General features: G+C 71.6%; 20 protein-coding genes and 1 tRNA gene. 8 read left to right on the forward strand and 13 right to left on the reverse strand.

All coding sequences use genetic code 11. The features are described 5' to 3' along the window. Positions 1-208: 208 nt before the first annotated feature. Entirely contained in the window at positions 209-1,525 is a 1,317-nt protein-coding gene (locus tag ACFWUY_RS05505) for a class I SAM-dependent methyltransferase (RefSeq protein ID WP_384102289.1), read from the forward strand. Positions 1,526-1,608: 83 nt separating this feature from the next. Here ACFWUY_RS05505 and ACFWUY_RS05510 read toward each other — a convergent pair whose 3' ends face one another. Both ACFWUY_RS05510 and ACFWUY_RS05515 read right to left on the reverse strand, forming a co-directional pair. Next, positions 1,609-4,140 carry an ABC transporter permease gene (locus ACFWUY_RS05510; protein WP_384102291.1) on the reverse strand — a complete coding sequence of 844 codons (2,532 nt, stop codon included), beginning with the start codon at positions 4,138-4,140 and terminating at the stop codon, positions 1,609-1,611. 89 nt (positions 4,141-4,229) lie between these two features. After that, positions 4,230-5,000, reverse strand: coding sequence for an ABC transporter ATP-binding protein (locus ACFWUY_RS05515; protein WP_384102294.1), 771 nt, complete (start codon positions 4,998-5,000; stop codon positions 4,230-4,232). Positions 5,001-5,385: 385 nt separating this feature from the next. On the opposite strand from ACFWUY_RS05515, the gene ACFWUY_RS05520 reads away from it, so the two are divergent. Both ACFWUY_RS05520 and ACFWUY_RS05525 read left to right on the forward strand, forming a co-directional pair. After that, positions 5,386-5,470, forward strand: a tRNA-Leu gene (locus ACFWUY_RS05520). Between the two features lie 254 nt (positions 5,471-5,724). Further along, complete coding sequence (locus ACFWUY_RS05525; protein ID WP_384102297.1) at positions 5,725-6,627, forward strand: Bax inhibitor-1/YccA family protein; 903 nt, start codon at positions 5,725-5,727, stop codon at positions 6,625-6,627. A gap of 71 nt (positions 6,628-6,698) precedes the next feature. On the opposite strand, the gene ACFWUY_RS05530 is transcribed toward ACFWUY_RS05525, so the two are convergent. Continuing rightward, positions 6,699-7,262, reverse strand: coding sequence for a TetR/AcrR family transcriptional regulator (locus ACFWUY_RS05530; protein WP_384102299.1), 564 nt, complete (start codon positions 7,260-7,262; stop codon positions 6,699-6,701). Positions 7,263-7,372: 110 nt separating this feature from the next. Between ACFWUY_RS05530 and ACFWUY_RS05535 the strand changes: the two genes are divergently transcribed. Beyond that, on the forward strand, positions 7,373-8,245 hold the full coding sequence (locus ACFWUY_RS05535) for an alpha/beta fold hydrolase (protein WP_384102301.1): 873 nt from the start codon (positions 7,373-7,375) through the stop codon (positions 8,243-8,245). Between the two features lie 34 nt (positions 8,246-8,279). Here ACFWUY_RS05535 and ACFWUY_RS05540 read toward each other — a convergent pair whose 3' ends face one another. After that, the gene (locus tag ACFWUY_RS05540) at positions 8,280-8,510 is read right to left on the reverse strand and encodes a DUF4287 domain-containing protein (RefSeq protein WP_384102303.1); all 231 of its coding nucleotides are present in this window, start codon (positions 8,508-8,510) and stop codon (positions 8,280-8,282) included. 109 nt (positions 8,511-8,619) lie between these two features. On the opposite strand from ACFWUY_RS05540, the gene ACFWUY_RS05545 reads away from it, so the two are divergent. Then, positions 8,620-8,949, forward strand: a complete 330-nt coding sequence (locus ACFWUY_RS05545) for a hypothetical protein (RefSeq protein ID WP_384102305.1) — start codon at positions 8,620-8,622, stop codon at positions 8,947-8,949. Between the two features lie 68 nt (positions 8,950-9,017). Here the strand turns inward: ACFWUY_RS05545 and ACFWUY_RS05550 are convergent, their stop codons facing one another. From ACFWUY_RS05550 to ACFWUY_RS05560, 3 genes are all read right to left on the reverse strand, one after another. Beyond that, positions 9,018-9,854, reverse strand: a complete 837-nt coding sequence (locus ACFWUY_RS05550) for a hypothetical protein (RefSeq protein WP_384102410.1) — start codon at positions 9,852-9,854, stop codon at positions 9,018-9,020. 240 nt (positions 9,855-10,094) lie between these two features. After that, positions 10,095-11,315, reverse strand: coding sequence for an acetyl-CoA C-acetyltransferase (locus tag ACFWUY_RS05555; protein ID WP_384102307.1), 1,221 nt, complete (start codon positions 11,313-11,315; stop codon positions 10,095-10,097). 413 nt (positions 11,316-11,728) lie between these two features. After that, entirely contained in the window at positions 11,729-12,715 is a 987-nt protein-coding gene (locus tag ACFWUY_RS05560; protein WP_384102412.1) for an SGNH/GDSL hydrolase family protein, read from the reverse strand. 118 nt (positions 12,716-12,833) lie between these two features. On the opposite strand from ACFWUY_RS05560, the gene ACFWUY_RS05565 reads away from it, so the two are divergent. Both ACFWUY_RS05565 and ACFWUY_RS05570 read left to right on the forward strand, forming a co-directional pair. Then, positions 12,834-14,222 (forward strand): cystathionine beta-synthase, encoded by a 1,389-nt coding sequence (locus ACFWUY_RS05565; RefSeq protein WP_384102308.1) that lies wholly within the window; start codon positions 12,834-12,836, stop codon positions 14,220-14,222. Between the two features lie 369 nt (positions 14,223-14,591). After that, positions 14,592-15,434 (forward strand): MurR/RpiR family transcriptional regulator, encoded by an 843-nt coding sequence (locus ACFWUY_RS05570; RefSeq protein WP_384102310.1) that lies wholly within the window; start codon positions 14,592-14,594, stop codon positions 15,432-15,434. Positions 15,435-15,455: 21 nt separating this feature from the next. Here the strand turns inward: ACFWUY_RS05570 and ACFWUY_RS05575 are convergent, their stop codons facing one another. The 6 genes from ACFWUY_RS05575 to ACFWUY_RS05600 form a co-directional block, all read right to left on the reverse strand. After that, on the reverse strand, positions 15,456-15,827 hold the full coding sequence (locus ACFWUY_RS05575) for a hypothetical protein (protein ID WP_384102313.1): 372 nt from the start codon (positions 15,825-15,827) through the stop codon (positions 15,456-15,458). Positions 15,828-15,868: 41 nt separating this feature from the next. Further along, positions 15,869-16,261 (reverse strand): roadblock/LC7 domain-containing protein, encoded by a 393-nt coding sequence (locus ACFWUY_RS05580; protein ID WP_384102316.1) that lies wholly within the window; start codon positions 16,259-16,261, stop codon positions 15,869-15,871. Between the two features lie 41 nt (positions 16,262-16,302). After that, positions 16,303-17,073: a transcriptional regulator gene (locus ACFWUY_RS05585; protein WP_384102318.1), complete on the reverse strand. Its 771-nt coding sequence runs from the start codon at positions 17,071-17,073 to the stop codon at positions 16,303-16,305. Further along, positions 17,070-17,462: a hypothetical protein gene (locus tag ACFWUY_RS05590; protein WP_384102320.1), complete on the reverse strand. Its 393-nt coding sequence runs from the start codon at positions 17,460-17,462 to the stop codon at positions 17,070-17,072. Before ACFWUY_RS05590 ends, ACFWUY_RS05585 begins: the two co-directional genes overlap by 4 nt. Before the next feature lie 135 nt (positions 17,463-17,597). Further along, the gene (locus ACFWUY_RS05595; protein WP_384102322.1) at positions 17,598-18,077 is read right to left on the reverse strand and encodes an SRPBCC family protein; all 480 of its coding nucleotides are present in this window, start codon (positions 18,075-18,077) and stop codon (positions 17,598-17,600) included. A gap of 111 nt (positions 18,078-18,188) precedes the next feature. Further along, positions 18,189-19,514 carry a diaminopimelate decarboxylase gene (locus ACFWUY_RS05600; RefSeq protein WP_384102414.1) on the reverse strand — a complete coding sequence of 442 codons (1,326 nt, stop codon included), beginning with the start codon at positions 19,512-19,514 and terminating at the stop codon, positions 18,189-18,191. 105 nt (positions 19,515-19,619) lie between these two features. On the opposite strand from ACFWUY_RS05600, the gene hutU reads away from it, so the two are divergent. Beyond that, positions 19,620-21,308, forward strand: coding sequence for a urocanate hydratase (gene hutU, locus ACFWUY_RS05605; RefSeq protein WP_384102325.1), 1,689 nt, complete (start codon positions 19,620-19,622; stop codon positions 21,306-21,308). Positions 21,309-21,323: the final 15 nt, after the last annotated feature.

The following is a 21,323-nucleotide window of genomic DNA, read 5'->3' on the forward strand; positions in this document are numbered from 1 at the left end:
CCACAGCACCATCCGCAGTACCCGTAGTACAACGCAGTACCCCGTAGTACACGCAAGGCCGTAAAAGGGCCGTCCGCCATCCGTGGTGCGGACGGCCCTTCGCGTGTTCCACCGACGGATTGCGCTGCGGCGGGACTGGAAATACCTACGGACGGTGTTCCCTTGGTGACGAGCATTTCTGGGGCACGAGATCACGGAGGTGTGCACCATGGCCGACGCCGCGTCGCGGCTGACGACTCTCGCCGAGGAGCTCCTCGGCGGACCGCTCCCGGTCCGGCTGCGAGCCTGGGACGGCAGCGAGTCCGGACCGGCAGGGGGTCCCGTCCTGGTCGTCCGCGACCGCCGCGCCCTGCGGAGGATGATCTGGAAGCCCGGCGAACTGGGCCTGGCCCGCGCCTGGGTGGCCGGTGAGCTCGACGTCGAGGGAGACCTGTACGAGCTCATGGACGGTCTCTCGGGGCTCCTGTGGGAGCGCGCGGGGGAGAGCAGGAGCCTCCTGGAGTCCGTACGCGATCCCCGGCTCCGGGCCGCCGCCCGCTCCCTGCTGCGGCTCGCCGGACCGCTGCCGCCGCTGCCGCCGCGGCCGCCGGCCGAGGAGGTCAGGGGCCGCAGCGGCGGCCGGCACAGCAAGCGCCGCGACAAGCAGGCGATCAGTCACCACTACGACGTGGGCAACGACTTCTACGAACTGGTCCTCGGTCCGTCGATGGTCTACAGCTGCGCCTACTGGGCCTCGCACGGGCCTGACGGCACCCTCGAGGACGCCCAGCGCGACAAGCTGGACCTCATCGCCCGCAAGCTGAACCTCAAGGAGGGCGACCGGCTCCTCGACGTCGGGTGCGGCTGGGGCTCCATGGCCCTGCACGCCGCCCGCGAGTACGGCGCCAGGGTCGTCGGCGTCACCCTCTCCCGCGAACAGGCCGCCTACGCCCGCAAGCGGATCGCCGACGAGGGCCTGACCGACCTGGTCGAGATCCGGGTCCAGGACTACCGGGACGTCGACGACGGCCCGTACGACGCGATCTCCTCGATCGGCATGGCCGAGCACGTCGGCGCCGTCAGGTACCGCGAGTACGCCGACACCCTGTACGGGCTCCTCAGACCCGGCGGGCGGCTGCTCAACCACCAGATCTCCCGGCGCCCCGAGCCCGACGAGGAGGCGTACGAGATCGACGTCTTCATCGACGCGTACGTCTTCCCCGACGGCGAACTCGCCCCCATGGGCCGCACCCTGAGCACCCTGGAGGACGCCGGCTTCGAGGTCAGGGACGTGGAGGCGATCCGCGAGCACTACGCGCTCACGCTCCGCCGCTGGGTCGCCAACCTGGAACGGGACTGGGACCGGGCGGTCCGGCTCACCTCGCCCGGCCGGGCCAGGATCTGGCGGCTCTACATGGCGGCCTCCGCCGTCTCCTTCGAACGCAACCGGATCGGCGTCAACCAGTTCCTCGCCGTGAAGACCCCGGTCTCGGGGAGGAGCGGCACGGCGCTGCGCCCGCGCGTCTGGAACGAGAAGACGGACTGACACGGGTACGACGGACACGGGTACGGATACGGCGAAGGGCCGGTCTCCCCGCGCGGGGAGACCGGCCCTTCGCCGTACGGGGACTACTCGGCCTTGATGGCGGCGAGCATGTTCAGCCGCGCCGCGCTGCGGGCCGGCCACAGCGAGGCGAGGACGCCGACCAGGGCGGCCAGGACCAGGAAGATCCCGATCCGGTCCCAGGGCAGGACCAGGGCGTAGCCCGGCAGGCTGCTCTTGAAGGTCTCGCCGATCGCCCAGCCGAGGAACGAGCCGAGGCCGATGCCGACGACCGCGCCGAACACCGAGATGACCACGGCCTCCAGACGGACCATCCGCTTGACCCGGCGCCGGTCGAGGCCGATCGCCCGCAGCATGCCGATCTCCTGCTGCCGCTCGAAGACGGACATCGCGAGGGTGTTGACGACACCGAGGACGGCGATGATCAGGGCCATGCCGAGCAGGCCGTACATGATGTTGAGCATCAGGTTGATCTGGCCGCCGAACTCGTCACGGATGGCCTTCTTGTCCAGGACCGTGATCGCCGGGTTGTCGCCCATCGCCTTGGCGAGGGCCCTCTCGTTGGCGTCGGTGGGGCCGCCGTCCGTCGAGACGAAGATCTGGCCGATGTACGCCTGCTGCTCGTGCGCGTCGAGGAGCTTCTTGTCGATGAGGACGGGCGAGACGAACTCGCTCTGCTCGTAGATCGCGCCGACGGTCAGGGTGGCCTTCTGCTTGTCCATGTAGGCGACGGGGAGCGTGGCGCCGACCTTCAGACCCTGCTTCGCGGCGGTCTTGTCGTCGACGGCGATCTGCCCCTTGCCGAGGGAGGCCAGGGAGCCGTTCACCACGTTCAGGTTGAGGACCTTCTCGACGTCACCGGGGGTGACGCCGGAGGCCGAGACGAACCTGTCCTTGATCTCCAGGCCGCCGGCCTGCTGCGGGGAGACCGCGGTGACGCCGGGCGCCTTCTCCAGGGCGGTGAGCGCGTCGTTGCTGAGGCCACCGCCGCCGCCGGCCATGGTGACCATGTAGTCGGCCTTGATCTGACCGACCGTCATCTTGTCCAGGGCCGTGCCCGCGCTCACGCCGATCACCGAGAGGCCGGTGACCAGGGTGAGACCGATGGCGAGCGCGGAGGCCGTGGCGCCGGTGCGGCGCGGGTTGCGGACCGCGTTCAGACCGGCGAGCCTGCCGGAGACGCCGAAGGCCTTCACGAAGAACGGGCGGATCACGGCGATCACGGGCCGGGACAGGAACGGGATCAGGACGATCACGCCGATGAGGGTGACGAAAGCGCCGCCCGCGATGAGCATCCGGCCGTCGTCGCCGCCCCGACCCGCGCCGAGCACGATGAGCACGGCGCCGATCGCGGTGAGGGCGGCGCCGATCGCGTTCCGTACGACGAGGGACTTGGTGTTGGGGGTCGCGTGCACGCTGTTCATGGCGGCGACCGGAGGGATCTTCGCGGCGCGGCGACCGGGCAGCCACGCGGCGAGCATGGTGATCAGGATGCCGACGCCGAAGGCCGACAGGACCGGGGTGGCTTCGAGGACCAGCGGGCCGTCCGGCACCTTCAGCTCGAAGGCGGCCATCGTGGAGCGCAGACCGGCCGCGAGGCCGATGCCGAGCACGTAGCCGACGGCGGAGGCGACCAGACCGACCAGACCGGCCTCGGCGAGGACGGAACGGGTGATCTGCCTGCGCGAGGCGCCGACGGCCCGCATCAGGGCCAGTTCCTTCGTGCGCTGGGCGACCAGCATGGTGAAGGTGTTGGAGATCAGGAAGACGCCGACGAAGAGCGCGATGCCGGCGAAGCCGAGCAGCATCTGGTTGAAGGCGCCGAGCTCGCTCTCGATGTCCTTGGCCTGCTGGTCGGCGAGGGCCTGGCCGGTCTGGGCGGTGGCCGCCTTCGGGACGGCCTTCACGACCTGGTCGAGGAGCTTGTCCGCGTCGGCGCCTGGGGCGGTGACGGTCAGGTTCTGGAAGTACCCGGGCTTCAGGTAGAGCTTCTGGGCGACGGGGGTGTCGAAGAGGACGAGGCTGCCGCCCGCGTTGACGGCGCCGTCGTCGGTCGTGAAGACACCGGCGAGGGTGTACTCCTTCACCGGTCCGTTGGTGGCCACGCGGACGGTGTCGCCGACCTCGTAGCCGCCCTTGTCCGCGGAGTCCTTGTCGAGCGCGATCTGGCCGGCCTCGACCGGTCCACTGCCCGCGGTGAAGGCGTACGCGCTGTCCTTGCCGTCCTTGCCGGGGGAGAAGTTGGTGCCCTTGTTGGCCCAGCCGAGACCGATCAGCTTGCCGTTCCTGTCGGGCACGCCCGCGAAGCCGTCGACACGGGCGGAGACGGAGGTGACCCCGTCGAGCTCGGCGATCCTGTCGACGACGGCCTCGGAGAGACCGGGCGTCTTCCGGGCCTCCTCGGGGTCCGGATGCATCTCGACGGCGACGGCGACGTCGTCGTAGCTCTTGGCCGACTGGCTGCGGAAGGCCTGGGAGAGGGTGTCGGTGAAGACGAGGGTGCCGGAGACGAAGGCCACGCCGAGCATCACGGCGAGGACGGTCATCAGCAGTCTCGCCTTGTGCGCGAGGACGTTGCGCAGGGCGGTACGGAACATGGGTGTGTCCTGGGGGAAGGGGGAGGGCGGAGGGCGGGAGCGAGGTGACGCGGGCCGTACCGGTTCGGGTCCGGTTCCGGCGCGGCGCGTCAGCTCGTGCGGCCCTTGGCGTCGAAGGCCTTCATGCGGTCGAGGACGCCGTCCGCCGTCGGGTGGAGCATCTCGTCGACGATCCGGCCGTCGGCGAGGAAGACCACGCGGTCCGCGTAGGAGGCGGCCACCGGGTCGTGGGTGACCATGACGACGGTCTGGCCCAGCTCCCGTACGGAGTTGCGCAGGAAGCCGAGGACCTCGGCGCCCGAGCGGGAGTCCAGGTTTCCGGTGGGCTCGTCACCGAAGATGATCTCGGGACGCGAGGCGAGGGCGCGGGCCACGGCCACGCGCTGCTGCTGGCCGCCGGAGAGCTCGGTCGGGCGGTGGCTGAGCCGGGCGGAGAGCCCGAGCATGTCGATGACCTGCTGGACCCACTGCTTGTCGGCCTTGCGGCCCGCGATGTCCATCGGCAGCGTGATGTTCTCCAGGGCCGTCAGCGTCGGCAGCAGGTTGAAGGCCTGGAAGATGAAGCCGATCTTGTCCCGGCGGAGCTGGGTGAGCTGCTTGTCCTTCAGGGTGGAGAGCTCCGTCTCGCCGATCCGGACGGAGCCGGAGGAGAAGGAGTCGAGGCCGGCGACGCAGTGCATGAGCGTCGACTTGCCGGAGCCGGAGGGGCCCATGATCGCGGTGAACTCGCCCTGGCGGAAGTCCACGGTGACGTGGTCGAGCGCGACCACCTGGGTCTCGCCCTGTCCGTAGACCTTCGAGAGGTCCGTGGCGCGGGCGGCCACCGCGGTGGCACGGGACACGGTGGGGGTGGTGGTCACGGGGGACTCCTGTCACTGCGGGGCTGTTGCGGGAACCCCTCCATCGTGTCGGGCGTTCCGGCCCCGGACGTCCGTCCACGTGCCCGTTCCCGGGGCAGCCTGGAGTCGGACGGGGGACCCGGATCGTCCTCCTGAGGTATGACGGTGTCCCCGAGGGACGGCCTCGCGCCGGCGTTCGCCCGACGTGACAGAAGTGCGACGACTTTTCGTCATTCCAGGGGGTGCGGCTTTGCGCCTGCGACCCCTGTCACAGTTTGGCGAAAGGGCCCTCACCTGCACTGACGCACCCTCAGGCGTCAATAAAATAAGACAACATCGGGCCGATGTTCCGCTGAACGGGGGAAGCGTCCCGATAGGCTCATGTGCCAACGCGGAGCTTCGCGACGCCCGGATGGTGGAATGCAGACACGGCGAGCTTAAACCTCGCTGGCCTTCGGGCCGTACCGGTTCGAGTCCGGTTCCGGGCACCACGGTTTCGCAGTGCGGCGGGTGCCCTGACGGCAGCCGGGAGCCGCACCCCTCCTTCTCCTCCCGAGATCCCCCGAGATCCCCCGAGATCCCCCGAGATCCCCCCGGGCTCCTTCCCCGGGCGGTCCGGCGCACCCCGCGTGAGGATCGAAAACTTGGGGGAAAAGATCCTCCCCGAGCACTAGAGAGTTTCTTTTGCCTACGCATTACTCTTGACGAGAGGCCGCGTACATGCGGCACACCATGGAGGAGTGAGATGAGGAGCAGCAACCCGGTCTTCTCGCGACGGGGGTTCAGCCGCGACAACGGCACCGCGGGCTTCAACGGCCAGCAGCCGCAGGCCGGGGGCCCCGCCGTCGGAGCGAACCCGTACGCCACCGGCAACCCGTATGCCGAGGGCGCGACGAACCCGTACGCGACCAACCCGTACGCCCCGCAGGACACGCAGCTCGGCGCCCCGCAGCAGGCCCGCGCCGACGTGATGACGATCGACGACGTCGTGAGCCGTACGGCCATGACGCTCGGCACGGTCGTGCTCACCGCCGCCCTGTCCTGGTTCCTGCTGCCGGTCGACCCGGCGAACCTGGGCAAGTCCTACGGCATCGCCATCGGCGCCGCCCTGGTCGCCCTGGTCCTCGCCCTGGTGCAGTCCTTCAAGCGCAAGGCCTCGCCGGCGCTGATCCTGGGCTACGCGGCCTTCGAGGGCGTCTTCCTCGGAGTGATCTCGGCCGCCGTCTCGACGTACATCGCCGACGGCGTGGTCATCCAGGCGGTCCTGGGCACGATGGCGGTCTTCGCCGGTGTGCTCATCGCCTACAAGATGGGCTGGATCCGCGTCAACCGCCGCTTCTACGGCTTCGTGATGGCCGCCGCGATGGGCTTCATGCTCCTCATGGTGACCAACCTGCTGTTCTCCGTCTTCGCCGGCGGTGACGGCCTCGGTTTCCGTAGCGGTGGCCTCGGCATCCTGTTCGGTGTCATCGGCATCATCCTGGGCGCCTGCTTCCTCGCCCTCGACTTCAAGCAGGTCGAGGACGGCGTGAACTACGGCGCGCCGCGCGAGGAGGCCTGGCTGGCCGCCTTCGGTCTCACCATGACCCTGGTGTGGATCTACCTGGAGATGCTGCGTCTGCTGTCGATCCTGCAGGGCGACGACTGACGCGTCACCGTCTGAGGTGAGGGCCCGTCCGGCTTCGTGCCGGGCGGGCCCTTCCGCGTGCCGGGGGCGCGTCAGTCCTGGTGGACGGCGTCCAGGAGGACACGGGCGGCCGCCTTCGCCTGCGCGGCCGGTTCGGGGGAGCCGGTGATGCCGGCGACGGCCATGGCGCCGTTGGCGAGCAGGGACAGCTGGTCGGCGAGGACGGGCGGGGCGCCGAGGGCGTCCGTCTGCTCGGCGAAGTACGCCCGCAGGGCCTCCTTGTGGTCGCGGGCGAGGGCGGCCACCGACGGGGTGACGCCGCCGAGCTCCCCGAAGGTGTTGATGAAGGCGCACCCCCGGAAATCGGGCTCCGCGAACCACCCGGCGAGCCAGTCGAAGACCGCGAGCGCCCGCTGGTACGGCCCGTCGGCGACCTGGGCGCCGTGGGCGGTGAGGGCGGCGCGGACGCTCTCGTCACGGCGCCGCAGGACGGCTTCGAGCAGCAGGTCCTTGGACGGGAAGACCTGGTAGAGCCGCTTGAGCGAGACCCCGGACGCGGTGCGGATGGCGTCCATGCCGACCGCCTGCACCCCGCGTTCGTCGAAGAGCCGCGCGGCGGTGTCGAGCACCTTCGGTCCGGCGGTTTCCGCGTCCATCGTCCGATCACCCCTTGCGTGGAGAACCATCGTTCTCGTAGCCTACAGGGCATCGGGAGAACGATCGTTCTCTCGACCGGGATCCACCTGCCGGAAACGGGGATTCAGCCATGTCCGCCTTCGCCCAGCGCGCCCGCACCGTCACCGTCGACGGGCTCGACGTCTTCTACCGGGAGGCCGGCGACCCGGCGAACCCCACCCTCGTCCTGCTGCACGGCTTCCCGTCCAGCTCGCACATGTACCGGGGCCTGATCGCCGAGCTCGCCGACACGTACCACCTGATCGCCCCCGACCACATCGGCTTCGGCGCCTCCGCCGCACCCGCCGTCGACGACTTCCCGTACAGCTTCGACAAGCTGACCGAGATCACCCTGAAGCTGCTCGACCGGCTCGGCGTCGAGCGGTTCGCGCTGTACATCCAGGACTACGGGGCCCCCATCGGCCTCCGGATCGCCTCCCGGCAGCCCGAGCGGGTCACCGCGATCGTCAGCCAGAGCGGCAACGCCTACCTGGAGGGCTTCACGCCCTTCTGGGACGTGCTCTTCGCCCACGCCGCGGACCGCGAGGCGAACGAGGCCGGGGTGCGGAAGCTGCTGACCGCCGAGGCCACTCACTGGCAGTACACCCACGGCGTACCCGCCGACCGGCTCGACCGGATCGCCCCCGAGACCTGGACCCTCGACCAGGCCGGCCTCGACCGGCCCGGCAACAAGGAGATCCAGCTCCAGCTGTTCTGGGACTACCAGTTCAACCTGGACGGCTACCCGGCCTTCCAGGAGTACTTCCGCACGCACCGGCCGCCGCTGCTCGCGGCCTGGGGGCGCGGCGACGAGATCTTCGGGCCCGCCGGCGCGGAGGCCTTCGCCCGCGACCTGCCGGACGCCGAGATCCACCTCCTGGACGCCGGGCACTTCGCCCTGGAGACGCACGGCGGGGAGATCGCGGAACTCGTCCGGGACTTCCTCGGCCGGCACGTGAAGTGACTGTGGGCGGCCGGGGGGCGGGCCGGGGTGCGGCTCAGAGCAGTCTGCGCGCCGCCCGCCGCAGGTCGTACTCGTGCAGGATCGCCTTCGCGTGGCCGTACGCCAGGTCGTGCGCCCCGCGGAGCCAGTTCACCCGGTCCTCGAAACGCAGGAGGGAAGGGCCCTCCTCGACGGTGCGCATCCAGTCGGCGATCTCACGACCGGTGCGGCGCGGGATCCGCGCCAGCATGTTGCGGTGGGTCTCTTCGGAGAATGTGTGGGACATCGGCGCCTCCGGACGCGTCGTACCGTGTGCTCCTCGTACTCCTTCACGTCACCGTGCCGAAGTGTTCGCCCGTTGGCAAGGGGGCCGGGACGGCGCGTAGGGTCACGGGGTGCGCGATACGAGTGAACTGACCGCCGCCGTCGAGCGCTTCGCCGACCGGCTGCGGGCCGCCCCGCAGAGCCGTCTCCAGCGGGGCGCGGCGGCCGAAGGGCTTGCCCTCGCCCGCGAGCTCGCGGTGCGGGCGCAACGCGCCGAGGACCCGGAGGGGGAGCCGAGGACCATGCCGGACGCGGGGGTCTTCACCGTCGCCGACCAGCTCGTCGTCGCCGGGAACGACCTGGCCGAGATCCTGCGGACGGCCCCGGCCGACTCCCGCGAGGGGGAACTGGGCGAGGCCGTGGAACTGGTACGGGAGGCGGCGGAGCGCTCGGGGCTGTAGCCCTCCGTCCGTGGAGGGCTCCTGCCGGGGGCTCGCGTGGGGCTTGCGCCGGGACTTACGCCCGGGGCTTACAGCGAGGCGATGACGCGGTCGGCCAGGATGTAGACGTTCTCCTCGTCCGACTCGCCGTACGAGAAGGTGAGGGCGAAGGCGCCCGAGACGCCCGAGCCGCCGAGCAGCACCGGCGTACGACCGGAGCGCAGGGCCTCCGCCAGGCGCTCCGCGGTCTCGCGGTGGCCCGGGGTCATGCAGAGCGTCGTGCCGTCGGCGAAGACGTACACGTCGAGGGTGCCGAGCGGGCCCGGGCGCACGTCGGTCAGCGCCGTGCGGGTGTCGGCCAGCTCCTCGAGACGGGCCACCGTCCGCTCGTGGTCGGTGACGACGGGCGTCTGCACCGGCACGAAGTCCGGGTGCGAGGGGTGACGGCGGCGGGCCGCGGCCAGCTCCGCCGAGTCCTCCGGGTACTCGTCGAAGGCGTCGAGCGCGTCGAGCGCGTCGGGGCCGTCGAGCGAGGCCGCCTCCGCCTCCATGGCCTCCAGGGCCATCGCCTCGAGGCCCACGAAGTCGGTCTGGCGCGGCACGAAGAAGGAGCCGTCGTCGACCGGACCGCCGAGGCCGCCGAGCAGGGACGGGGCGTCGGCCGCGTCCCGGGCCTCCTGCGCGGCCCAGAAGGCCCGCGCCTCGGCGAGCTCGCGCTCGCGCTCCTCGGCCAGTGCCTCCGTGACCGCGGCCCGTATCTCGGCGGCGGGCGTGGCGGAGCGCGCCGCGGGAACGGTGGCGCCGTGACCGGCCGCCAGTTCGTTCCGCAGGGCGGTGACCTGCTTGCGGAGACCGTGGACGGCATGCAGGGCGGCAGCGCCCACGGCCGTGGCAGCGGCCGCGGTCAGCAGCAGGGCAAGAGGCATGGTGCTCACTGACGTACTCCCGATTCCGAGTCGATCCCCCGACTTCCTACATCAGCTTGTCCTGGGGTGGGGCTCGCTGTCAGTGCATTACGTCACGAATTGGACAGGTATTTCTGCCAGGTGTTTAGTCCCGAAATGGCTCTGACCTGCGAAAACGAACTCCCCCGGGATATAGGTCACATCCTGGGGGAGATTCGGTCACGGCTCGGACGCGGTGCGGTTGACCCGCCCGCCCGGTGGTCAGCTCAGCCGCTCGATCACCATGGCCATGCCCTGGCCGCCGCCGACGCACATGGTCTCGAGACCGAACTGCTTGTCGTGGAACTGGAGGCTGTTGATCAGCGTGCCGGTGATGCGGGCGCCGGTCATGCCGAAGGGGTGGCCGACGGCGATGGCGCCACCGTTGACGTTCACCTTGTCCAGGTCCAGGCCCAGGTCCTGGTAGGACGGGATGACCTGCGCGGCGAAGGCCTCGTTGATCTCGGCCAGGTCGATGTCGCCGATGGTCAGGCCGGCGCGCTTGAGGGCCTGCTTCGACGCCTCGACCGGGCCCAGGCCCATGATCTCGGGGGAGAGGCCGGAGACGCCGGTGGACACGATGCGGGCCAGCGGGGTCAGGCCCAGCTCGCGCGCCTTGGTGTCCGACATGATCACGAGCGCGGCGGCGCCGTCGTTCAGCGGGCAGCAGTTGGCGGCCGTGACCAGACCGTCGGGGCGGAACACCGGCTTGAGGCCCTGCACGCCCTCCAGGGTGACGCCGGCGCGCGGGCCGTCGTCCGCGGAGACGACCGTGCCGTCCGGGAGCGTCACCGGGGTGATCTCGCGCTCCCAGAAGCCGTTCTTGATGGCCTGCTCGGCGAGGTTCTGCGACCGTACGCCGAACTCGTCCATCTCCTGGCGGCTGATGCCCTTGAGCCGGGCCAGGTTCTCGGCGGTCTGGCCCATCGCGATGTACGCGTCCGGGACGACGCCGTCCTCGCGCGGGTCGTGCCACGTGGAGCCCTCGGAGGCGGCGACCTCGGCGGTGCGGGCCTCGGCCTCGGCGAAGAACGGGTTGTGCGTGTCGGGCAGCGAGTCCGAGTTGCCCTTCACGAAGCGGGACACCATCTCGACGCCTGCCGAGATGAAGACGTCGCCCTCGCCCGCCTTGATCGCGTGCAGCGCCATCCGGGAGGTCTGCAGCGAGGAGGAGCAGTAACGGGTGACCGTACAGCCCGGCAGGTGGTCCATGCCCATCTGCACGGCGACGATCCGGCCGAGGTTGTTGCCCTGCTCGCCGCCGGGCAGACCGCAGCCCAGCATCAGGTCGTCGATGTCGCGCGGGTCGAGCTCGGGGACCTTCGCCAGGGCGGCCTGGACGATGGTCGCGGTGAGGTCGTCGGGCCGCAGGTCCTTCAGGGAGCCCTTGAAGGCGCGGCCGATGGGCGAACGGGCGGTCGAGACGATCACGGCTTCGGGCATCACGGCTCCATGAGGGTGCGGAGTGAGCGGACTGAAAGGGAAGTTACCCGTACGTACCGCAGGGGTCACCGCCCAGACGGTGTGACGCGGACCTCTTTTCTAAGCGAGCGCTCAGTCATACCCGATCCGGGCCCTCGCCCGCAGGGCGTGCACCCACCCGTCAGGACGGCCACCACCCCCGTGCGGGCAACCGCCCGCGCCCGCTCCCCGTGTGGGCAACCGCCCCGCTGCGCCGGGCGCCCACCCACCTGGGACGGCCGCCACCTCCCGTGTGGGCAATCGTCCCGCTGGGCCGGGCGCCCACCCGCCTGGGCCAGCCCCACCCCCGTGTGGGCAATCGCCCCTGGCGGACGATTGCCCACCACGGGGTAGGCGCCGCCCAGCGGGGTGGGCGTGGGCCGCGGCCGCCGGGGTTACGCCTGGGCGTCCTCCGGGGCCGGCTCCGGAGTCTCCGCCGCCGGCAGCCTCCGCCGGCGCCGGTGCTTCAGGAGCGCCCACGGCGCCCGCGCCCCCGTCACCTCCGTGCCCGCCTCCCGCACCGCCTCGGCCGCCGCCTTCGCCACCGGCAGCATGTTCTCCCGCCGGGCCGGTTCGAGGCGGTCGGCCTCCGGCCATACGCCGAGCACCGCGCACACCGTCGGCAGGACGGCCATCGCCGCCGTCGCGTACCCCTCCGCCGAGGGATGGAAGCTGTCCACCCCGAACATCTCGCGCGGGTTCGCCGCGAACTCGGGGCCGAGGAGGTCGCCGAGCGACACCGTCCGCCCGCCCTGCTCCACGACCACGATCGTCTGCGCCGCCGCGAGCTGCCGGGAGGCCCGCCGGGCCAGCCAGCGCAGCGGCTGGTACACCGGCTCGATCGTCCCCAGGTCCGGGCAGGTCCCGACCACCACCTCCGCGCCCGCCGTCCGCAGCCGCCGTACCGCCGTCGCCAGGAGCCGTACCGACTCGGTCGGCGGCATCCGGTGCGTCACGTCGTTCGCCCCGATCATGATCACGCACACGTCCGGCGGCCCCAGGGGCTGGGTGAGCAGCAGGGACACCTGGCGCTCCAGGTCGTCCGAGCGCGCGCCCGACAGCGCCACGTTCCGCAGCACCACCGGGCGCTCCGCGACCGCCGCGAGTCCCGAGGCGAGCAGTGCGCCCGGTGTCTGGCCCGACCGGCGGACCCCCATGCCCGCCGCCGTGGAATCACCCAGAAGGGCGAGTCGCAGGGGGTCGTCCGTACCGAACGCCCGGCCGTACAGACCGTCCGCGCCGGGCGGCAGCGGAGCCGCCCCGCCGCCCACCGTCCGCTTCGCGAGCTGCATCTCGGCCAGCAGCACGCCCACGGCCGCGACCCCGAGCAGCCCGATGCTCCCGCCGCCGTACGCCGCACCCGCCGCGATCCGCCGCGCCACCCTCGCCCTCGACATGGGGCCGTCACCTCCTTCAAGCCGTTCCAGGTCTAACTGCCCCGTAACCCGCTCCGACTACGCATACGCTGGCCACACCATTACGGAGACCCCGGAGATTACGGTGCAATTCCACGACTCGATGATCAGCCTCGTCGGCAACACCCCGCTGGTGAAGCTCAACAACGTCACAGCGGGTATCCAGGCGACCGTCCTGGCCAAGGTCGAGTACTTCAACCCCGGAGGCTCGGTCAAGGACCGGATCGCCCTGCGGATGATCGAGGCGGCCGAGCAGAGCGGTGAGCTGAAGCCCGGCGGCACCATCGTCGAGCCCACGTCCGGCAACACCGGCGTCGGCCTGGCGATCGTGGCCCAGCAGAAGGGTTACAAGTGCATCTTCGTCTGCCCCGACAAGGTGTCCCTCGACAAGATCAACGTGCTGCGGGCGTACGGCGCCGAGGTCGTGGTCTGCCCGACCGCGGTCGACCCGGAGCACCCGGACTCGTACTACAACGTCTCGGACCGGCTCGTCCGTGAGACGCCCGGCGCCTGGAAGCCCGACCAGTACTCCAACCCGAACAACCCGCGCTCCCACTACGAGACCACCGGTCCCGAGCTCTGGGAGCAGACGGACGGGAAGATCACCCACTTCGTCGCGGGCGTCGGCACCGGCGGCACCATCTCGGGCACCGGCAACTACCTCAAGGAGGTCAGCGGCGGCTCCGTGAAGGTCATCGGCGCCGACCCGGAGGGCTCGGTCTACTCGGGCGGCTCCGGCCGTCCGTACCTCGTCGAGGGCGTCGGCGAGGACTTCTGGCCCACCGCCTACGACCGGAACGTCACGGACCGGATCGTCGCCGTGTCCGACAAGGACTCGTTCCAGATGACCCGCCGCCTCGCCAAGGAGGAGGGCCTCCTCGTCGGCGGCTCCTGCGGCATGGCGGTCGTCGCCGCCCTGGAGGTCGCCAGGGAGCTCGGCCCCGACGACGTCGTCGTCGTCCTGCTGCCGGACTCGGGCCGCGGCTACATGTCCAAGATCTTCAGCGACGAGTGGATGGCCGGCCACGGCTTCCTGGAGGACACCTCCACCGCCACCGTCGCCGACGTCCTGCGGCACAAGGAGGGCGTCATGCCCTCCCTCGTCCACATGCACCCGGACGAGACCGTCGGCCAGGCCATCGAGGTGCTCCGCGAGTACGGCGTCTCCCAGATGCCCATCGTGAAGCCCGGCGCGGGCCACCCCGACGTGATGGCCGCCGAGGTCGTCGGCTCGGTCGTCGAGCGCGAGCTGCTCGACCACCTCTTCACCAAGAAGGCCTCGCTGGAGGACCCGCTGGAGCGGCACATGAGCGCGCCCCTGCCGCAGGTCGGCTCCGGCGAGCCGGTCGCCGACCTGATGTCCGTGCTCGGCGAGTCCTCCGACGCGGCGATCGTCCTCGTCGAGGGCAAGCCGACGGGTGTCGTCAGCCGCCAGGACCTGCTGGCCTTCCTGGCCAACGGGGGCGCGAAGTAGTACGTGTAACGGCCCCTTCGCGCAACTGGTACGAGCGCGACACGTGGCAGCAGCACCCGCTTAACACGCGTCCGGCACATTGGTGGTTGTCGGCGTCACGGACTTCCGGAGCGGCTCCCGGGCCTCCACAGACGTCGCGGACGCGGAGACCGGCCCTGACCCGGGCCCGTGTCCCTCGCGGGGACCGCCGTCGTCCCGCCCCCCGGCAACGGGGGTGCGGCGGTCCCCGCGCCACACTTCCCCGCCTCTCCCGTGCCCGTTCCTCCGGACGGGCCGTCCTGCCCGTCACCGCGACGCTGGCCCTCCGCCCACCCGGCTGCATATCCTTATGCAGAGTCATTGGTGGGTGAATAGATGAGGGGGGCGGCAATGAGCGACAGCCCGGCCGGCCGGCTGCAGGCGCTCTTCGAGGGGCACCGGCTGACGCCGACCCAGCGGCGGATCGCGCACTGCATGGTGCGGCGCGCCGCCGACGTGCCGTTCCTGTCCAGCGTCGAGCTCGCCGAGCTCGCCGGGGTCAGCCAGCCCTCCGTCACCCGGTTCGCCGTCGCCCTCGGCTTCGACGGGTACCCGGCGCTCCGCCGCCACCTCCGCGAGGTCGCGCCGCCCGAGCCCGGCGGCGAGGGCGGGGGCGAGGCGCTCAACGAGTACCAGCAGGCCGTGCTCGCCGAGATCGAGAACCTCCGGCACCTCGCCGGACTGCTCGCCGACCCCGCGCCCGTCGAACGGGCCGGACGGCTGCTCGCCCGCTCCCGCCCGCTGCCCGTCCTCGGGCTGCGGGCCGCCTCCTCGCAGGCGCGTGGCTTCGCCTACTTCGCCGCCAAGGTGCACCCCGACGTCCGGCTCCTCGACGAGGGCGGATCGATGCTCGACGATCGTGTCGACGCGGCCGTACGGGCCGGGGCCACGGCCCTGCTGTGCTTCGCGCTGCCCCGGCATCCGCGCGAGGTCGTCGAGGCCCTGGAGTACGCGCGGGCGGCCGGGCTCACGGTCGTGACCGTCGCCGAGTCGGCGTTCGCACCCGTCGCCGCCCACAGCGACCTGCTGATCCCGGCCGCCGTCGGCACCGGGCTCGCCTTCGACACGGCCTGCGCGCCGATGATGCTCGGCCGGGTCCTCCTGGAGGCCATGGCCGACGAACTCCCGGACGCGCAGGCGCGTCTGGAGGAGTTCGACACGAAGGCGGCGGCGCGGGGCCTGTTCGTCGAGTAGGCCCCGGGCGTGCGGGCGGGGTCAGACCTCCAGCTCGTTCTCGATCTTCTTCAGCTGGTGGCGGGCCATCGCCAGGTTCGCCCGGCCCTTGTCGAGGGCCAGGTAGAGGAAGAGGCCGTTGGTGCCGCGTCCCTTGAGCAGCCGGATCAGGTGGTAGTGCTTGCCGAGGGTGATGAGGATGTCCTCGATGTCGTCGTCGAGCCCCAGCATCTCCATGGCCCGGACCTTGGCCCGGACGACGTCGGTGTTGCCCGCCGCCGCCACGTTCAGGTCGAGTTCCTTGCCGCCGCCGATGGTGCCGAGCGCCATTCCGCTGGTGTAGTCGACGAGGGCCGCGCCGATCGCGCCGTCGATGGAGGCCGCTTCCTTGAGGGAGGTCTCGGTGTTCGCCATGGTGTCGTACTTCTTCCTTCTCGGGTGTTCGGAACTGTGCGTCAGATCAGGTCTTTGCGGTCGAGCGCGCCGTCGACGAGCTCGCCTATCCGGGCGCTGGACCTGCGGGCCTCCAGATGGAGCCGCCCCACGTTGATCCGGGGCTCGGCGAGGAGGGTCAGGACGGCGGCGGCGCCCGCCGCGTACGTGGCGACGTAACCGTTGTCACCGCGTACGAGCAGCTCGCGGAAGCGGCCCTGGCCGGTGGAGTCGGTCAGCCGCTGTCCGACGCCGAGCGCGGCCGCGGTCAGCGCGGCGACGCTCGAAGCCTCGCCGTCCACGGTGTCGTGGGCCAGGACGAGCCCGTCGGCGCTGGCCGCGAGGGCCCCGGTGAGCTGGGGCAGCCGGGCCCGCAGCCGTCTGAGCTCGCCGAGGACCTCGGCTTCTGCCGTCATGAGCTGTTTCCTTTCGGCGCGCAGGCGCAGGGCACGCCTCATCACAGGTGTGCCTCCAGGGCGTCACGGAGCCGGCGCAGCAGGGCGATGTCGGGATCGGCCACCGGCAGCGCCGGTAAGGGGGGCGGCGGCGCGGGGTCGGGTCCGGGGTCGAGCGGTGTCGCGACGAGCCCGGCGGCGGCGAGCCGCCGTACGTCGAGGAGGGTGTGGAAGGCGGGGCGGCCGAGCAGCCGGGCCAGCTCCGCCGGTGTCCGCTTCCCGTCCGCGGCGGCGAGCAGCGCGCGCTGACGGGTCCCCACGGTCTGGCCGGGGGCGGCGGGGCGCGGCACCACCGGGGCGGTGTCCACGGCGGCGTACGGCCAGACGGCGTCGAGGAGTTCGCGTCGGCGTACCGTCTCGCGTTCGACGGCCTCGGCGGAGACCGGCCGCACCGTCCCGAACCAGTGCCCCACCCCGTACCGGAAGCGGGTCGGTCCGCTGGTGGGGGAGAGGGCGAAGAAGGCCGCGTCGAAGACGGCGCCGAGATGGCAGATCTCCAGCTCGCCGTCGTGGAGCCGGCCGCTGTCGACGAGGAAGCGGCCGACCGCGCGGTGGGCGCCGGCCCGGTCGACTGCCTCGTCCCAGCCCTCGCGGGGCAGCCGTCCGCCGGTGGTGAGGAGGACGTCGACGCCGGGGGCGGCGGGGCTCTCGGCGTGCACGACCCGGCCGTCGACGAGATAGAGCGTGCCGTGGTCGCGGAGCAGGGCGCCGGTGGCCTTCTCGGCGGCGAGCCGGACCAGCATCGGGGAGACGGGGGTGGCGACGGCGCTCATCCGAGGACCAGCCTCTCGGCGAGGTCGCGGAGCCGGATCCGGGCGAGGGCGAGGTTGCCGGTTTCGCGGTCGAGCCAGAGGTGCAGGAAGACACTGCTGTCGAAGGAGGTCTCGACGAAGCGGAGGACGTGGTAGCCGGCGCGGGTGGTGACGATCAGGTCCTCGACGGGCGGCCCGTCCCCCGGCCCCTCGCCCGCCGCCACGAACGAGTCGAACTCGGCCGCCGAGCGGGCGAGTTCCGCGGTCTCGGCGGCCGTGGTCTCGTGGTCCCCGACCGGTGAGTCACCCGCCGTCCCGAGGGCGAGCCCGCTGGTCCAGTCGACCAGGGAGGCTCCGCGAGCGCCCGGCAGGGCCATGGCCTCCAGAAGGCACTCGTCGATTCCGGGCACGCGGGTTCCCCTCCCGATGCGGCGTGCGAACGTACGGCAGTGACGGTGACGTTACTCAACGCAGCGCGCCGGGGGAGGCGTTCTGGCATTTTCCATCGGAACATGCCAGTGCTCGGCGAGAATTGATCGGAATGATCAGATGCGCGACTCCACGGCGTTCGCGATGTCGGACAGATCCTTCGCGAGCGCCTTGGCGACGGCCTTCGTGCCGAAGCGGGTGAGCAGCCGGGTGACGAACCCGGGGGCGCGGCCGTGGGCGGGCCGGGCGGAGAACGTCATCCGCAGTGTGGTGCCCCCGCTGCCGTCGGGGGTGAGGATGAGCTCGGAGACGTAGTGCATGCCGTGCGAGTCGGCGACGGTGAGGTACCGGTCGGGCGGCTCGCACTCCGTCACGGTCATCTCCTCCGTCGCTTCCTTGCCCAGCATCCGCCGGGTCTCGCGCCAGCGGGTGCCCACGTCGAAGCCGCCCTCGGTGAGGACCTCCACCTTCTCGACGCCCGAGAGGACGCGGGGCATGTCCCGCAGGTCGGTGATCGTCTCCCAGACCCGCCCGGGGGAGGCCGCGACCCGGCGCTCGACGACGACGGATGTGGTGTCCGTACCGGTTCCAGTCATGGCTTCATGGAAGCCGGGCCGCCGGACCACCGCTACCGGACGGGCCGTCGGCCCGCCGCCTGGCGCCCCGCTGTCGTCCGGTCCGCCGCCGCCCCGCCACCGCACGAGCCGCTACCGCACGAGCGCGTCCGCGTGCGCCCCTCCCGACTCGACGACGATCTCGTCGAGCGTCTGGGGCGTCCGTACCGTCGCGAAGGTGACCGCCCCGTCGTCGGCCACCGTGAAGCCGTGGACGCCGGGCCGGAGCAGGCTGTTGTACGCGTAGTGGTGGGCGAAGTAGTACGCGCCGGTGTCCGGGACCGCCACCACGTCGCCCGGGTGGAGCAGCGGCAGCTCCCGGCCCGTGGCGAGCAGGTCCCCGGCGAAGCAGGCGGGTCCCGCGACGTCCTGGACGGTGGTCTCCCCGGTGCGGGGGCGGCCCTCGGAGTCGTACGCGAGGAGGCGCAGCGGCCAGGACTCGGGGGCGTAGACCGTACGGGTGGCCAGTTGCACGCCCGCGTGGGTGACGGCGATCGGGCGGCCCCCGGAGGTCTTGGTGTACTCCACCCGGGCGAGGACCGTGCCGTGCTTGGCGAGCAGGGAGCGGCCGAACTCGGTCACCAGGCGGTAGCGGCCGTCGAAGAGCCCGGGGACGGTGTCGGCGAGCAGCCGGGCGTACTCCGCGTACGTCGGCGTCTCCTCGTCGGAGTCGAAGTTGACCGGCAGGCCGCCGCCGATGTCGAGGGTGTCGATCTGCTGTCGGCCCGCCGCGTGGTTGATCTCCTCGGCGAGGGCGTAGGCCTCTCCGACCCCTTCGGCCATCAGGGCGAGGGGGACGCCCTGGGACCCGGTGTGGGTGTGCAGCCGGGTCAGCCAGGGCCGGTCCAGGCAGGCCTGGACGACGGCCTTGCGGGCTCCCTCGTCGCGGAGCGTCACGCCGAACTTGGAGGTGGCGGTGGCGGTCGAGAGGGCGCCGATGGCGCCGGCTCCGACCTGCGGGTTCACGCGGAGGCCCAGGGGCGAGGCGGTGGGTGCGGAGGCGACGAGCGCGTCGATCCTGGCGAGTTCCTGGAGGTTGTCGGCGTTGACGGCGATGCCGAGCGCGAGGGCCTGGCGGAGTTCGGCGGGGGTCTTGGCGGGGGAGTCGAGGACGGTGTGGGTGGGCGGGATCCCGGCGGCGCGCGCGAGGGCCAGCTCGCCTGCGCTGGCGACCTCGACGCCGAGTCCGGCCTCGTGGAGCAGCCGGAGGACGGGGACGAGCGGGGTGGCTTTGACGGCGAAGGCGTGGAGCACGTGGGCGTCGGTGACGGCGGCGAACGCGCTGGTCAGCGCGGTGGCCGAGGCGCGGATGCCGGCGGTGTCGAGGAGGGCGACGACCGGTTCGGATGCGGAGAGGAGTCCTTGGTCGACGGAGGCTCGGACGGCGAGATCACGACGGTAGGAGGCCATGCGGCCCATCCTCGTCGATGTCGTCACCGGGACGGGTGAGAGCGGCCCTGTTGACTACATCTATTCATGACGCCAGGATGTGAATATCTGAACGACATTCGAGGAGGCACCGCCATGTCAGGACCCCGCCCCGTACGAGCGGCACGCGGTACGGAACTGAGCGCCCTGGGATGGCAGCAGGAAGCCGCCCTCCGGATGCTCCAGAACAACCTCGACCCCGAGGTCGCCGAGCACCCCGACAAGCTCGTCGTCTACGGCGGCACCGGCAAGGCCGCCCGCGACTGGCGCTCCTTCGACGCCATGGTCCGCACCCTGCGCACCCTCAAGCAGGACGAGACGATGCTCGTCCAGTCCGGCCGCCCGGTCGGCGTCATGCAGACCCACGAGTGGGCGCCGCGCGTCCTCCTCGCCAACTCCAACCTGGTCGGCGACTGGGCCAACTGGGAGGAGTTCCGGCGCCTGGAGCAGCTCGGCCTCACCATGTACGGCCAGATGACCGCCGGCTCCTGGATCTACATCGGCACCCAGGGCATCCTCCAGGGCACGTACGAGACCTTCGCCGCCGTCGCCGCGAAGAAGTTCGGCGGCACCCTCGCCGGCACGATCACCCTGACCGCGGGACTCGGCGGCATGGGCGGCGCCCAGCCGCTCGCCGTCACCATGAACGACGGCGTCGCGATCTGTATCGACGTCGACCCGCGCGCCATCGAGCGCCGCATCGAGCACCGCTACCTGGACGTGAAGGCCGACGACCTGGCCCACGCCCTCGCCCTGGCGACCGAGGCCCGCGACGCCCGCCGCCCGCTCTCCATCGGCCTCCTCGGCAACGCCGCCGAACTGCTCCCGCGGATGCTCGCCGAAGGCGCCCCGATCGACATCGTCACCGACCAGACGAGCGCCCACGACCCGCTCTCGTACTGCCCGGCCGGCGTGGCCTTCGAGGACATGGCCTCCGCCGCCGCCAAGGACCCGGCCGGGTTCACGGTGAGGGCCCGCGAGTCGATGGCGAAGCACGTCGAGGCCATGGTCGGCTTCATGGACGCGGGTGCCGAGGTCTTCGACTACGGCAACTCGATCCGCGGCGAGGCCCAGCTCGCCGGCTACGACCGCGCGTTCGCCTTCCCCGGCTTCGTCCCGGCGTACATCCGCCCGCTGTTCTGCGAGGGCAAGGGCCCCTTCCGCTGGGCCGCCCTCTCCGGCGAGGCCTCGGACATCCACAAGACGGACAAGGCGATCCTCGACCTCTTCCCGGAGAACGAATCGCTCCACCGCTGGATCAAGATGGCCGGCGAGCGCGTCCACTTCCAGGGCCTGCCCGCCCGCATCTGCTGGCTCGGCCAGGGCGAGCGCGACAAGGCCGGCGACATGTTCAACGACATGGTCGGCAACGGCACCCTCGCCGCGCCCCTCGCGATCGGCCGCGACCACCTCGACTGCGGCTCGGTGGCCTCCCCGTACCGCGAGACCGAGGCCATGCTCGACGGCTCCGACGCCATCGCCGACTGGCCGCTGCTCAACGCCATGGTGAACGTCGCCTCCGGCGCCTCCTGGGTCTCCCTCCACCACGGCGGCGGCGTCGGCATGGGCCGCTCCATCCACGCCGGGCAGGTCTCGGTGGCCGACGGCACCAAGCTCGCGGGCGAGAAGATCCGCCGCGTCCTGACGAACGACCCCGGCATGGGAGTCATCCGTCACGTCGACGCGGGATACGACATCGCCGAGCGCGTCGCCGACGAGAAGGGCGTCCGCGTCCCGATGCGCGAGGGCGGCTCCGAGAGCGGCTCCGAGGAAGGCTCGGCGTGAGCGACAGCTTCCACG

The organism is Streptomyces sp. NPDC058664 (assembly GCF_042716635.1).
Taxonomy (GTDB): domain Bacteria; phylum Actinomycetota; class Actinomycetes; order Streptomycetales; family Streptomycetaceae; genus Streptomyces.

Bases quoted from the DNA above. Each gene is read 5' to 3' on its own strand.
- ACFWUY_RS05510 (WP_384102291.1), bottom strand. From the start codon at position 4,140: ATGTTCCGTACCGCCCTGCGCAACGTCCTCGCGCACAAGGCGAGACTG.
- ACFWUY_RS05575 (WP_384102313.1), bottom strand. From the start codon at position 15,827: ATGGCGAACACCGAGACCTCCCTCAAGGAAGCGGCCTCCATCGACGGC.
- ACFWUY_RS05535 (WP_384102301.1), top strand. From the start codon at position 7,373: ATGTCCGCCTTCGCCCAGCGCGCCCGCACCGTCACCGTCGACGGGCTC.
- ACFWUY_RS05600 (WP_384102414.1), bottom strand. From the start codon at position 19,514: ATGGGCCGCATGGCCTCCTACCGTCGTGATCTCGCCGTCCGAGCCTCC.
- ACFWUY_RS05525 (WP_384102297.1), top strand. From the start codon at position 5,725: ATGAGGAGCAGCAACCCGGTCTTCTCGCGACGGGGGTTCAGCCGCGAC.
- ACFWUY_RS05550 (WP_384102410.1), bottom strand. From the start codon at position 9,854: ATGCCTCTTGCCCTGCTGCTGACCGCGGCCGCTGCCACGGCCGTGGGC.
- ACFWUY_RS05570 (WP_384102310.1), top strand. From the start codon at position 14,592: ATGAGCGACAGCCCGGCCGGCCGGCTGCAGGCGCTCTTCGAGGGGCAC.
- ACFWUY_RS05555 (WP_384102307.1), bottom strand. From the start codon at position 11,315: ATGCCCGAAGCCGTGATCGTCTCGACCGCCCGTTCGCCCATCGGCCGC.
- hutU (WP_384102325.1), top strand. From the start codon at position 19,620: ATGTCAGGACCCCGCCCCGTACGAGCGGCACGCGGTACGGAACTGAGC.
- ACFWUY_RS05540 (WP_384102303.1), bottom strand. From the start codon at position 8,510: ATGTCCCACACATTCTCCGAAGAGACCCACCGCAACATGCTGGCGCGG.
- ACFWUY_RS05585 (WP_384102318.1), bottom strand. From the start codon at position 17,073: ATGAGCGCCGTCGCCACCCCCGTCTCCCCGATGCTGGTCCGGCTCGCC.
- ACFWUY_RS05595 (WP_384102322.1), bottom strand. From the start codon at position 18,077: ATGACTGGAACCGGTACGGACACCACATCCGTCGTCGTCGAGCGCCGG.
- ACFWUY_RS05505 (WP_384102289.1), top strand. From the start codon at position 209: ATGGCCGACGCCGCGTCGCGGCTGACGACTCTCGCCGAGGAGCTCCTC.
- ACFWUY_RS05580 (WP_384102316.1), bottom strand. From the start codon at position 16,261: ATGACGGCAGAAGCCGAGGTCCTCGGCGAGCTCAGACGGCTGCGGGCC.
- ACFWUY_RS05530 (WP_384102299.1), bottom strand. From the start codon at position 7,262: ATGGACGCGGAAACCGCCGGACCGAAGGTGCTCGACACCGCCGCGCGG.